This is a genomic window from Sphingopyxis sp. (assembly GCF_016704835.1).
Taxonomy (GTDB): domain Bacteria; phylum Pseudomonadota; class Alphaproteobacteria; order Sphingomonadales; family Sphingomonadaceae; genus Sphingopyxis.
On the sequence record NZ_JADIZJ010000005.1, the window covers coordinates 171,482 to 183,852 of the forward strand.

Here is a 12,371-nt window from a genome sequence, read left to right on the forward strand (position 1 = left end):
CACGCTGGATGTCTCGACTTCGGTCGACAGGAACGGACTATGGCTATTTCTTCCGCAACTCGTCGCGGATTTCGGCCAGGATTTCGACTTCGGTCGGTCCCGCCGGCGCGTCGGGTTCCTTGCGAACAACGCGGTTCACCGTGCGAACGAGCAGGAAAATGATGAAGGCGAGGATCAGGAAATTGATCATTGCCGTGATGAACGCTCCGTACCCGAACATCGCGACGCCCGCCTCTTTCAGCGCGGCATAGTCGGTCGCAGCAACGCCCTCAGGCACCGGGCCAAGGCGGATAAACATGTTCGAAAAATCGACCCCGCCAAAGATCGCGCCGACGACCGGCATGATGATATCCTCGGTCAGCGACTTGGTGATCGTGGCGAACGCGCCGCCAATGATGACACCGACGGCCAGGTCGATGACATTGCCGCGGGCGATAAATTCCCTGAACTCTCCCAACATTTTTCTGCTCCCCGGGTGGTTAATCCCCTGCGCCAACGGTGCCGCGCCAATTGCACAAAGGCAAGCAACATCCTATGTACTGTGTTGTTGCGGCAAAACGCCGCCGGAGGGAGTTTCTGACCATGACCTATCGTACCGCCCGCTGGTTGATCCTGCCCGTCGCCGCGATGAGCTTGTCCGCCTGCGGTATCAACAGCGTTCCCACCAAGGAAGAAGCCGCCAAGGCCAAATGGGCGAACGTCGAGGCCGCGTACCAACGCCGAGCCGACCTGATCCCCAACCTCGTCGAAACCGCCAAGGGCGCCTCGCAGATCGAACAATCGACGCTCCAGGGCGTGATTCAGGCGCGCGCGTCGGCAACGCAGGTGAAACTGAGCACCGACGATCTGGAGGATCCGGCCAAGGTGCAGGCATTCCAGCAGGCGCAGGGCAATGTGTCGAGCGCGCTCGGTCGTCTGCTCGTCACCGTCGAAGCCTATCCCGACCTCAAGAGCCAGGCGCGCTTTGCGGACCTGATGACCCAGCTCGAAGGCACCGAAAACCGGATCAACGTGTCGGTGCAGGATTATAATGGCGCGGTGCAGGATTATAACACCACAATCCGCACTTTCCCCGACATCATCGGCGCCAAGATCGTCCATGGTGCCAAGCCGATGACCCCGTATCGCGCGGTGACGCCGAACGCCAATCAGGCACCAAAGGTCGATTTCGGGACTTAAGATGCAACGCGCCGTCATTGCTGCGCCGCTCGCGATTTTGTTGATCGCGAGCGGCTGCAAGGCGGCTACGCCTCTGCCGGAATCGGCGGCCTGCGACGGCATCCCGCAGATAGCAATGCAGGGCCGCGTTACTGACGCCGCAAATATTTTGTCCGGAACCGAAGAAGGACGCTTGTCCAATCTCCTTGCCGAATATGAACAGCGAACGACCCATCAGATGGTGATCGCTACCACGCCAAGCCTCCATGGCGCGCGCGTGGGCAATTTTGGAACTTGCCTGGGCAATCGCTGGCGCGTCGGTAGCGAGGACAAGGACGACGGCATTCTTATTCTCATCGCCCCGAACGAACGGCAGATGCGCATCGCAACCGGCCTTGGGATGGAAAAAGTGCTGACCGACGACAAGGCTTTGGGCGTCGTCCAGCAAATGATGCCCTACTTCAAGAGCCTCGATTATGCCGCGGGTCTGTCTCACGGCATCGAACTCATCGCTGCCGAGACCGGAGAAGTTAAATGAAGTCGATCATGTTCGGCTGGGCGATAGGCCTCTTTTTACTCTCTGCACCCGCAACAGCGCAGACCTTTCCCAAGCTCGCGGGAAACCCGGTCGTCGATCAGGCCGACATCATCCCCGCGGCGAAAGAAGCGGCGCTCAATACTCAGCTGCTCGAACTGGAAAAAAAGACGGGGCACCAGCTGGTGGTCGCCACGGTCAGCGATCTCGAAGGTCGCGACGTTGCGGATTATGGCTATCGGCTCGGTCGCGAGTGGCAGATCGGCGATGCCGCGAAGGATGACGGCGTTGTCTTTCTGATCGCGCCGAACGAGCGACGGATGCATATCGCGGTCGGGCTGGGGCTCGAACCGGTGCTGACCGATGCAATGTCGGGGCGGATCATTCGCGATACCGTCACGCCGCGATTCAAGGCGAACGACTATCCCGGCGGCATCCAGGCCGGCGTCAATGCAATCGCCGAGCAGATCGAGTTGCCGCCCGAGGAAGCGCAGGCGCGCGCTGCGGCCGCCGCCGCGAACGAACGCAACCGCGCTGATGAAGGCAATTTCGGCGGGCTCTTCTTCGTCGGCTTCATCATCTTCATTTTCTTCGTCCTGCCGATGCTGTCACGCATTGGACGGCGCGGAAAAAAGCGGCGCAAGGGCCGGCCTTGGGATGCGCCGATCATCATCTGGGGTGGCGACGACTGGGGCGGCGGCAGCGGCGGATCGTCGTGGGGCGGCGGTAGCTGGGGCGGCGGCGGCGGCGGCGGCTTCGGGGGCTTTTCGGGTGGCGGCGGCTCCTTTGGGGGCGGCGGCGCCTCCGGCGGCTGGTAAGGGGAACGAACCATGCCGAAAAAAGTCAATCACATCAGCGAAGCCGACCATGACATCGTCACCGTCGCGGTCGCCGCGGCCGAGGCGCATACGAGCGGAGAAATCGTCACCGTCGTCGCAGCAAAGTCGAACGATTACGACGATGTCGCGCTTGTCTGGGCGAGCGTCGGGGCCTTTGTTGCCATGTCGGCGGTTGCGCTCTTTCCTGATTTTTACCGCGCCAAATACGACTGGCTGACCGGCGGCTGGGGGCATGAACTGACCGCAAATCAGTGGCTCGGGATCGTGATCGCCTTTGGCGTCCTCAAATGGATCGGCATCTGGCTGATCCTGCTGTGGAAGCCGCTGCGAATGGCGCTGACCCCGCGCACGATCAGGGCACAGCGCGTCCGCGCCCGCGCAATCGACCTGTTCAAGGTCGGGACCGAGGCGAAGACATTGGGGCGCACCGGGGTGCTGCTGTACCTCAGCCTTAAGGAACATCGCGCCGATATCGTCGCCGACGAGGCGATTGCGGCAAAAGTCGCCCCCGAAGTGTGGGGTGATGCGATGGATGCGTTGATCGAACGCGTCCGCGCGGGCCAGCCGGGCGCGGGCATGGCGGCGGCGGTGACCCAGATGGGCGTCGTTCTGGCGCAGCATTTCCCGCGCGGCAGCGAGAATCCGAACGAATTGCCCGACCGACTGATCGAGATTTAGGACCGCATCCCATGCCCCGCCCTGCCTCCGACACCCTTGTCGAAACCCGATGGGAGGGCCGTTTCATCACGGTCAAGCAGCAGGGGACGTGGGAATATGTCTCGCGCTCGCGCGGCATTCATGCCGCGGTGATCCTCGCGATCGACGATGCTCCCGATGGGCGCCATATCATCCTGGTCGAACAATATCGGGTGCCGCTGAAGGTCCAGTGCCTCGAACTCCCCGCGGGGCTGGTCGGCGACGACGGAAGCGCGGAAGATTACGAAAGTGCCGCGCAGCGTGAGCTGGAGGAAGAGACCGGGTATCAGGCTACCCGTTGGCAAACGGTCGGCGAGTTCTACAGCTCGCCGGGAATGGTCAGCGAAAGCTTTACCCTGCTGGTAGCGACGGGCCTGACCAAGGTCGGCGACGGCGGCGGGGTCGATAGCGAGGATATCATCGTCCACCGCGTGCCGCTGGCAGAGGTTGCCAATTTCGTCGCGGCGAAACGCGCCGAGGGGTGCGGGATCGATGTGCGGGTGGCGATGTTACTGGCGGGTGGATTGCTCGCGGCGGTCTAGCGCGCTCCGAACCGCCAGCGCAGCAACGGCCGCGCCAGCAGCAATCCCGCCAGAAACCCGCCAACATGCGCCCAGATCGCAATCGCGCCGAAGCCGCCGCCGCCCGCGAAACCGATGAGCAGCTGTACGCCGATCCACGCCGCGGCGAGCCATAGGGCGCGCACCCAATGGCTGGGGATCGGACCGATCGAAGGCGCCTTTGTGCGGCTGAAGATCAGCGCGAAGACCGCGATCACGGCAGAGATGGCGCCGCTGGCGCCGATCATCGGCACCGCCGACTGCGGATCGGCGAGAAACTGCGCGAAAGCGCCCGCATAGGCGCCGGCGAGCAACAGTACCGCCATCGCCTTCGCGCCGAGCGGCGCCTCCAGCTGGCGCCCGATAAACAGCAGCACGACGATGTTGAAGACGATGTGCAGCACCCCACCGTGCAGGAATGCCGACGTCAGCGGGGTGAGGAAGAACGGCACCATCGTCCCCGGCGGTACGATCAGTTCAGACCCGAAGCGTGCCGGAACAAACCCGGCGCGGATGATCGCGTCGACCTGGAACCCGGTAATCCACAACAGGACAAAGACGATGACGCACGCCAGCGCATAGCCCGTGACCAGCGGCGCGTCCTGCGACTTCATCGTCATCGGCCCATCAGATGAATTCGATTTTCTTCACCAGATAATATTTGTCGCCCGCGGGCACGGTGACTTCGATCTCGTCATCGACGCGTCGGCCGATCAGCGCGCGGCCGAGCGGCGAGTTGTAACTGATCTTGCCGTCCTTGGCGTCGGCTTCGGCCTGGCCGACAATCTGGTATGTCACCGGTTTGTCGTCTTCATCAGCCAGCGTCACGGTCGCACCGAACACGATGCGGTCGCCCGACAGCATGGTCGGATCGATCACCTGTGCGCGCGACAGCTTGTCCTCGAGGTCGCCAATCGTCGCTTCGACCTGCCCTTGGCGCTCTTTCGCGGCGTGATATTCGGCATTTTCCGAAAGGTCACCATGCGCGCGCGCTTCCTCGATCGCATCGACGATCAGCGGTCGCTCAGCTTTGAGCGCGGTGAGCTGCGTGCTCAGCTTCTCATAGCCTTCTGCCAGCATCGGCACCTTTTCAACGCTTGCCATTATCCTGTTGTCCTTCGTCAATAACCCGCCGCCAGCGAAACTTCGCCGGGCGGCTGCGCCGCTTGTCCGTCAATGTCGGGGGGTGGAGCGGTCCTTCAATAATAGTCTTGAAGCGGCTTTACTTCAAGAGAGTGCGAGCGCAGCGCTCCGATTGCGTGGGTTGCGGCATCACTGCCCGCCGCCGTGGTGTAGTAAGCGACGTCGCCGCCGAGCGCCGAGGCGCGAATCGACTGCGAATCCTGCAGGCTCTGCCACCCCTCGGTGGTGTTGAAGATCAGCTGCACATCGCCGTCCTTGATCCGGTCGACGATGTGCGGGCGTCCTTCGGCGACCTTGTTGACGCGTTCGACATTGACCCCCTCGCCGGCCAGATAGTCGGCGGTGCCGCCGGTCGCGATCACCTTCCAGCCCCACGCCGCGAGCTGCTTTACCGCGCCGATGATGCGCGGCTTGTCGCTGTCCTTGACCGACACGAAGACGCGGCCATCGGTCGGCAGGCGGTCACCTGCGCCAAGCTGCGCCTTGGCAAAAGCGAGGTTGAAATTGCGATCGATTCCCATGACTTCGCCGGTGGATTTCATCTCGGGCGACAGCACCGGATCGGTACCAGGGAAGCGCGCGAAGGGGAACACCGCCTCCTTCACCGCAACATGCTTGATGTCGCGATTGATCTTCGGCAGATCGGCGAGCTTCTCACCCGCCATCACGCGCGCCGCGATCTTGGCGATTGGAGACCCGACGGCCTTGGCGACGAAGGGTACGGTGCGGCTGGCGCGCGGATTGACCTCGATCAGATAGACGTCGTCACCCTTGACCGCGAACTGGATGTTCATGAGGCCGCGGACTTCGAGCGCGCGCGCGAGCAAATCGGTCTGGCGCTCGATCTCGGCGATGATCGCGGGTGACAGGCTGTACGGCGGGATCGAGCAGGCGCTGTCGCCCGAATGGACCCCGGCTTCCTCGATATGCTGAAGCACCCCCGCGACGACCACATCGGTGCCGTCGCACAAGGCATCGACATCGACCTCGATCGCGTCGCGCAGATAGCGATCGATCAGCACCGGCGAATCGCCCGACACCTGCACCGCGGTTTCGATATAATTTTCAAGCTGCGCCTGATCGTCGACGATTTCCATCGCGCGGCCGCCGAGCACATAGGAGGGGCGCGTCAGCACCGGGTACCCGATGCGCGTCGCGACCGCGATCGCTTCCTCACGGCTGCGCGCGATGCCGTTCTCGGGTTGTTTGAGGCCGAGCTTGTTGATCAGCGCGGCAAAGCGCTCGCGGTCTTCGGCGAGGTCGATCGCGTCGGGCGAGGTGCCGAGAATCGGAATGCCCGCGTCCGAGAGCGCCTGCGCGAGCTTGAGCGGGGTCTGGCCGCCGAACTGGACGATCACGCCGACGAGCGTGCCGTTCTGCTGCTCGACATGGAGGATTTCGAGCACATCTTCAGCGGTCAGAGGCTCGAAATAGAGGCGGTCGGAGGTGTCATAGTCGGTGCTCACCGTTTCCGGGTTGCAGTTGATCATGATCGTCTCATAGCCTGCCTCTTCGAGCGCGAAGCAGGCGTGGCAACAGCAATAATCGAACTCGATCCCCTGCCCAATCCGGTTCGGGCCGCCGCCGAGGATGACGATCTTTTTGCGGTCCGACGGGTTCGCCTCGCACTCGGGCTCGCCAAAGGTCGGGGCTTCGTAGGTCGAATAGAGATAGGGGGTTTGCGCCGCGAATTCGGCGGCGCAGGTGTCGATCGTCTTGAACACCGGGCGGACGCCGAGTTTGTGACGCAGCGCGCGCACTTCGGCTTCGGTCACGCCGCCGGTCATCGCCTTCACCGCTTCATGGATCAGCCCGCGGCCGCTTGCCGTCGCGCGGCGGGTGCCGGGTTGCAGGTTCGCCGACTGGAGCGCGAGATAAGCGAGCCGCTTGTCCGAAAAGCCCATAGCTTTGAGCTTGCGCAGCCCCTCGGCATCGCGCGGCAGGCCGTTGCGGCAAACCTCTTTCTCGGCTTCAACGATTTCTTCGATGCGTTCGAGGAACCACATGTCGTAACCAGCGATGCGGTTGATTTCCGACAAGGGCAGCCCTTCGCGGATCGCCTGCGCAGCGTTGAGCAGCCGGTCGGGGGTCGCCTTGGCGAGTTCGCTGCGCAGCTGATCATGGGTCGCGCCCTTGAGCCGGTCGACGAAATTGAAGCCGGAGAGCCCCGTCTCCAGCCCGCGCAGCGCCTTTTGCAAACTCTCGTGAATCGTGCGGCCGATTGCCATCACTTCGCCGACCGATTTCATCGCGGTCGACAGCACCGCCTCGGCGCCCTTGAATTTCTCGAAGGCGAAGCGCGGGATCTTGGTCACCACATAATCAATCGTCGGCTCGAACGACGCCGGGGTGACCCCGGTGATGTCGTTCATGATCTCGTCGAGCGTGTAGCCGACCGCCAGCTTCGCCGCGACCTTGGCGATCGGAAAACCCGTCGCCTTCGATGCGAGCGCCGACGAGCGCGACACGCGCGGGTTCATCTCGATGACTATCAGGCGGCCGTCCTTCGGGTTCACTGCGAACTGGACGTTCGACCCGCCGGTCTCGACCCCGATCTCACGCAAGCAAGCGATGCTCGCGTTGCGCATGATCTGATATTCCTTGTCGGTCAGCGTCAGCGCGGGGGCGACGGTGATGCTGTCGCCGGTGTGGACGCCCATCGGATCGACATTTTCGATCGAACAGATGATGATGCAATTGTCCTTGCGGTCGCGCACCACCTCCATCTCATATTCTTTCCAGCCGAGGAGCGATTCCTCGATCAGGACTTCGGTGGTCGGCGAGGCGGTCAGGCCGCCGCGGACGATATGTTCGAATTCCTCGCGGTTATATGCGATGCCGCCGCCGGTGCCGCCGAGGGTGAACGACGGGCGGATGATCGACGGCAGGCCGGTGCGTTCGAGCACGGTCAGCGCCTCGTCGAGCGTGTGCGCAATGCCCGAACGCGCACTTTCGAGGCCAATCTTGGTCATCGCATCGCGGAACTTGATGCGGTCCTCGGCCTTGTCGATCGCCTCGGCATCGGCGCCGATCATCTCAACGCCATATTTGGTCAGCGTGCCGTCGTTGAACAAAGCGAGCGCGGTGTTGAGCGCGGTCTGCCCGCCCATCGTCGGCAGCACGGCCCAGCCACCCGGATGCAGCGCGGTTTCCTTCGCGATGATCTTCGCGACGATCTCGGGCGTGATCGGTTCGACATAGGTCGCGTCGGCGAGTTCGGGATCGGTCATGATCGTCGCCGGGTTGGAGTTGACGAGGACGATGCGATAACCCTCCTCCTTCAACGCCTTGATTGCCTGCGTCCCCGAATAATCAAATTCGCACGCCTGACCGATAACGATCGGGCCGGCGCCGATGACGAGGATGGATTTTATATCGGTGCGTTTGGGCATTATTTTTGTTCTTCTCTGGCGTATGCTTCGTTACCGACAAAGCCGAGTTTCGTGGCATATTTGGACAATTCGGGCCGCCTCAGCGCCGCAAGCGAGCAATCGACGGCTTCGTATTTCTCGTTGGGGTCAGGCATCACCAGCACGCTACCAGATGCCGTATATTGGAACATCGGCGACCGCAGGCCGCACTCCTTTTCCACGGCCAGCAGTTCAGCTGGCGTTGGCTGCAAATTTGCCAACGGGCTATTCTTAGATGGCTGCGTACAACCACAGAGGACCGCCAACAAAAGCGTCCAAACGGCTCTCACCGCAACCCACCCACAAACTTCTCGAACAGATAGAAACTGTCCTGCGGCCCCGGGCTCGCCTCGGGGTGATATTGCACGCTGAACGCATTTTTCCCCGTGATCGCAATGCCGCAGTTCGATCCGTCGAACAGGCTCTTGTGCGTCTCGACCACGCCGCCCGGCAGGGTCGATGCATCGACCGCGAAGCCGTGATTCATGCTGGTAATCTCGACGATGCCGTCGGCGAAATCGCCGCCGACGCGCTGCACGGGGTGGTTCGCGCCGCGGTGGCCCTGATGCATCTTGACGGTCTTCGCGCCCGCGGCGAGCGCGAGCAGCTGGTGGCCGAGGCAGATGCCAAAGATCGGGACGTTGCGCTCGAGCAGACCCTTGATCACCGGCACCGCATACTCGCCCGTCGCCGCCGGATCGCCGGGGCCGTTCGACAGGAACACCCCCGCGGGGCGCAGCGCGACGATCTCTTCGAGACTGGTTTTCGCGGGCACCACGGTGACGCGCGCGCCAGCCTTTACCAAGTTGCGGAAGATATTGTCCTTCGCACCATAATCGACCGCGACGACGTGGGGCGCGGCGTCGGCTGCGCGCTTGTGCTCCGACACGTCATAGCCCGAACCCAGATGCCAAATCCCCGCATCCCACGCGCTTTGGCGTTCGCGCGTGACGGTCTTTGCGAGGTCCATACCCTCCAGCCCCGGCCAGCCCTGCGCCAGCATCAACAACTTATCGAGGTCGAACTTGCCCTCGGGGCTATGCGCGACCACCCCGGTCGGCGCGCCGCCGTCGCGGATGCGGCGGGTCAGCGCGCGGGTATCGATCCCGGCCAGCCCGATCAGCCCCTGCGCCGCCATCCATTCGGGCAATGTCTGGACGCTGCGGAAGTTGCTGGGCGCGGTCGGCAGCTCGCGCGTGACGCACCCGATCGCGGCGCGCTTGTCGCGCTCCATATCCTCGGGGTTTGCGCCGACATTGCCGATGTGCGGAAAGGTGAAGGTGATGATTTGGCCCGCATAGCTGGGGTCGGTCAGGATTTCCTGATAGCCGGTCATCGCGGTGTTGAAACAAATCTCGCCCACGCCTGCACCGCTCGCGCCATAACCGACGCCCCACAGGACGGTGCCGTCGGCAAGAACGAGAACGCCAGTCGCGCTATCGGGCTGGCTCGCGGACGCGTTTTTGGGCGCGACTGTGGGGTTGGCAAGTGCCATTCAACATGCTCCGGACAGGGGGCTAAACGGCCGATCAAGTAGGCAGCAAAAAATTGATTCACAAGCTATCGAATTTGGAATCTTGGCGCTAGAGAGGGCCTTTCCGAAATTTGCAGCGCATGGGGACACGTATGATTCGTGATGAGATCAAGGCTGCGCAGGTCGCCGCGATGAAAGCCGGCGACAAGGCGCGGCTCGGCACCATCCGGCTGATGCTGGCCAAGATCAAGGACAAGGACATCGAACTGCGCACAGGCACCGCGCCTGCCGACGATGATGTGCTGGTCACCGATGTGCTGCAGAAAATGGTCAAGCAGCGCCGCGAATCGATCGCGATGTATGAACAGGGCAACCGCCAGGAGCTGGCCGATATCGAAGCGGCCGAGGTCGTCGTGATCGAGGATTTCCTGCCCGCGCAGCTCTCCGACGACGACGCGCAGGCGGCGATCAAGGCGATCGCGGCGGAACTGGGCGCCGAGAGCCTGAAGGACATGGGGCGCGTGATGGCGGCGGTGAAGGAACGGCATGGGTCCGAACTGGACATGAGCAAGGCGAGCGGGTGGGTGAAGGCGGCTTTGAGCTGACCCTCGCCTATCCCCCCTGCTTGCGGGCGGGTGCCGGCAGAGGCATATCGAAGGCATGACCCTCACCCCGCAATGGCTGGACGAATTGCGATCGCGGATCACGCTGTCGACGCTCATCGGCCGCACCGTGAAGGTCACCCGCGCCGGGCGTGAATACAAAGCCTGCTGCCCCTTCCATAGCGAAAAGACCCCCAGCTTCACGATCAACGACGAAAAGGGCTTTTACCACTGCTTCGGTTGCAGCGCGCATGGCGATGCGATCCGCTGGATGACCGACCAGCGCGGGCTGTCGTTCATGGACGCGGTCAAGGAGCTCGCCGCCGAGGCCGGGATGGAGGTCCCCGCCGCCGACCCGCGCGCCGCGAAAAAAGCTGAGGAGGCGGCCAGCCTGCGCGATGTTGTGCAGGGCGCCGCCGACTGGTTCACGCAGCAGCTCGACAGCAGCAACGGCGCGCCGGCGCGCGATTACCTCGCCAAGCGCGGCATTTCAGACCCGACGCGTCGGGCGTTCGGTTTCGGGCTCGCGCCCGACAGCCGCAGCGCATCGAAAGAGGCGCTCAAGAAATTCCCGACCGCGATGCTGGTGGAGTCTGGCATGCTGATCGCGGTCGACGACAAGGAGCCCTATGACCGGTTTCGCGGCCGGTTGATGATCCCGATCCGCGACGCGCGCGGGCGGGTTATCGCGTTCGGCGGGCGCATAATGGGCGATGGCGAGCCCAAATATCTGAACTCGCCCGACACGCCGCTCTTCGACAAGGGGCGCGTCCTTTACAACATCGACAAGGCGTCGCCCGCGTCGCGGCAGACGAACCGGATCATCGTCGTCGAAGGCTATATGGACGTCATCGCGCTCGCCGAGGCGGGGATTGCCGATGCGCTCGCGCCGCTCGGCACCGCGCTGACCGAGGCGCAGCTCGGGCTGATCTGGCGGATGGTGCCCGTGCCGGTGCTGTGCTTCGACGGCGATGCGGCAGGGCAAAAGGCGGCGATGCGCGCCGCGATGCGCGCGCTGCCATTGCTGCGTCCGGGTTTCAGCCTCGCATTCGCGATCCTTCCGCCCGGGCAGGATCCCGACGACATTGTTCGCGCCCGCGGCGCCGAGGGCTTTACCGCGCTGCTCGATGAAGCCCAGCCGCTCGTCGAACGCCTCTGGGCGCATGAGGTCGCCGCCGGACCGCTCGCGACGCCCGAGGAGCGCGCCGCGCTCAAGACCCGGCTGCTCGCGCACGCCGACGCGATCGAGGACGCCGATGTCCGCCACCATTATCGTGAGGCGTTCCGCGAACGGATCGACACGCTGTTCGCGCGCAGGCAGCCCGAGCGGACCGCGCGCGTTCCATGGGTGCCGCAGCCCCAGCGCGGCGGCAATCGCCGCTTTGGCCCTGACCCGCGCCTCCAACCTCCTGTCGACGAAGCCAGATCGATCGGCAAGATCGGCATTGGCGGCCATTATGCCGCGGCGCTGATCGCCGGATTGCTGCGCTATCCCGCCGCGATCCGGCGCCACGAAGAGGCGCTGACGCGGCTCGCGGTCGCCGATTCCAGCGATGCCGAACTGCTCCGGGTTATGCTTGACAGCGCCGGAAGCCAAGAAGGGCTTGATTGCGAGGGCTTGCTTGCCATATTGGAGCCAATGAAAGTGTATAATAGGGCGACGACATTGCTCAGAGCCGACGGAATGCACTTCTCGTTCAATCGCAGGCTTGACGGCGAAGAGGTTGATGCAGCGCGGGAAACGGCGCTTCGCGACCTGGATGAATATATCGGCGTGCTGGTGACCCAGCCTGAAATTCGCACCCGGCTTGCCGAAGCCACCGCGGATTACATGCGCACGATGGACGACGAAGGCCATGCGCGGCAGCAAAAACTGCGCGCGATGGATGAGGAATTGACCCGCCGCCTGGCCGCGCTGTCCGACAGCAGCCAAGGCTGACCCACTGATTGCCCC

13 protein-coding genes are annotated in these 12,371 nt (G+C 63.4%); 7 read left to right on the forward strand and 6 right to left on the reverse strand.

Going from position 1 to position 12,371, the window contains the following annotated elements; translation table 11 throughout:
- Positions 1–43 precede the first annotated feature (43 nt).
- Positions 44–460: a large conductance mechanosensitive channel protein MscL gene (gene mscL, locus IPF76_RS10375; protein ID WP_293843212.1), complete on the reverse strand. Its 417-nt coding sequence runs from the start codon at positions 458–460 to the stop codon at positions 44–46.
- Between the two features lie 122 nt (positions 461–582).
- On the opposite strand from mscL, the gene IPF76_RS10380 reads away from it, so the two are divergent.
- From IPF76_RS10380 to IPF76_RS10400, 5 genes are read left to right on the forward strand one after another with little or no spacing between them, the layout of a single operon-like run.
- The gene (locus IPF76_RS10380; protein ID WP_293843214.1) at positions 583–1,179 is read left to right on the forward strand and encodes a LemA family protein; all 597 of its coding nucleotides are present in this window, start codon (positions 583–585) and stop codon (positions 1,177–1,179) included.
- Between the two features lies 1 nt (position 1,180).
- Entirely contained in the window at positions 1,181–1,696 is a 516-nt protein-coding gene (locus IPF76_RS10385; RefSeq protein WP_293843216.1) for a TPM domain-containing protein, read from the forward strand.
- Positions 1,693–2,511 (forward strand): YgcG family protein, encoded by an 819-nt coding sequence (locus IPF76_RS10390; protein WP_293843218.1) that lies wholly within the window; start codon positions 1,693–1,695, stop codon positions 2,509–2,511. Before IPF76_RS10385 ends, IPF76_RS10390 begins: the two co-directional genes overlap by 4 nt.
- 12 nt (positions 2,512–2,523) lie before the next feature.
- A complete protein-coding gene (locus IPF76_RS10395; protein WP_293843220.1) occupies positions 2,524–3,210 on the forward strand; it encodes a hypothetical protein in 687 nt (228 codons plus the stop codon).
- An 11-nt stretch (positions 3,211–3,221) separates the two neighbouring features.
- On the forward strand, positions 3,222–3,770 hold the full coding sequence (locus tag IPF76_RS10400) for an NUDIX hydrolase (RefSeq protein WP_293843222.1): 549 nt from the start codon (positions 3,222–3,224) through the stop codon (positions 3,768–3,770).
- On the opposite strand, the gene IPF76_RS10405 is transcribed toward IPF76_RS10400, so the two are convergent.
- From IPF76_RS10405 to carA, 5 genes are all read right to left on the reverse strand, one after another.
- A complete protein-coding gene (locus IPF76_RS10405; protein ID WP_293843826.1) occupies positions 3,767–4,402 on the reverse strand; it encodes a rhomboid family intramembrane serine protease in 636 nt (211 codons plus the stop codon). The genes IPF76_RS10400 and IPF76_RS10405 overlap by 4 nt on opposite strands.
- Before the next feature lie 13 nt (positions 4,403–4,415).
- Positions 4,416–4,892 carry a transcription elongation factor GreA gene (gene greA / locus IPF76_RS10410; protein WP_293843224.1) on the reverse strand — a complete coding sequence of 159 codons (477 nt, stop codon included), beginning with the start codon at positions 4,890–4,892 and terminating at the stop codon, positions 4,416–4,418.
- 95 nt (positions 4,893–4,987) lie between these two features.
- Positions 4,988–8,323: a carbamoyl-phosphate synthase large subunit gene (carB, locus tag IPF76_RS10415; protein ID WP_293843226.1), complete on the reverse strand. Its 3,336-nt coding sequence runs from the start codon at positions 8,321–8,323 to the stop codon at positions 4,988–4,990.
- The gene (locus IPF76_RS10420; protein WP_293843228.1) at positions 8,323–8,562 is read right to left on the reverse strand and encodes a hypothetical protein; all 240 of its coding nucleotides are present in this window, start codon (positions 8,560–8,562) and stop codon (positions 8,323–8,325) included. Before IPF76_RS10420 ends, carB begins: the two co-directional genes overlap by 1 nt.
- Before the next feature lie 65 nt (positions 8,563–8,627).
- Entirely contained in the window at positions 8,628–9,836 is a 1,209-nt protein-coding gene (carA, locus tag IPF76_RS10425) for a glutamine-hydrolyzing carbamoyl-phosphate synthase small subunit (RefSeq protein WP_293843230.1), read from the reverse strand.
- Positions 9,837–9,967: 131 nt separating this feature from the next.
- Here carA and IPF76_RS10430 point away from each other — a divergent pair, with 131 nt between their 5' ends.
- Positions 9,968–10,420: a GatB/YqeY domain-containing protein gene (locus IPF76_RS10430; RefSeq protein WP_293843232.1), complete on the forward strand. Its 453-nt coding sequence runs from the start codon at positions 9,968–9,970 to the stop codon at positions 10,418–10,420.
- 55 nt (positions 10,421–10,475) lie between these two features.
- Positions 10,476–12,356: a DNA primase gene (gene dnaG, locus IPF76_RS10435; RefSeq protein ID WP_293843234.1), complete on the forward strand. Its 1,881-nt coding sequence runs from the start codon at positions 10,476–10,478 to the stop codon at positions 12,354–12,356.
- Positions 12,357–12,371 lie beyond the last annotated feature (15 nt).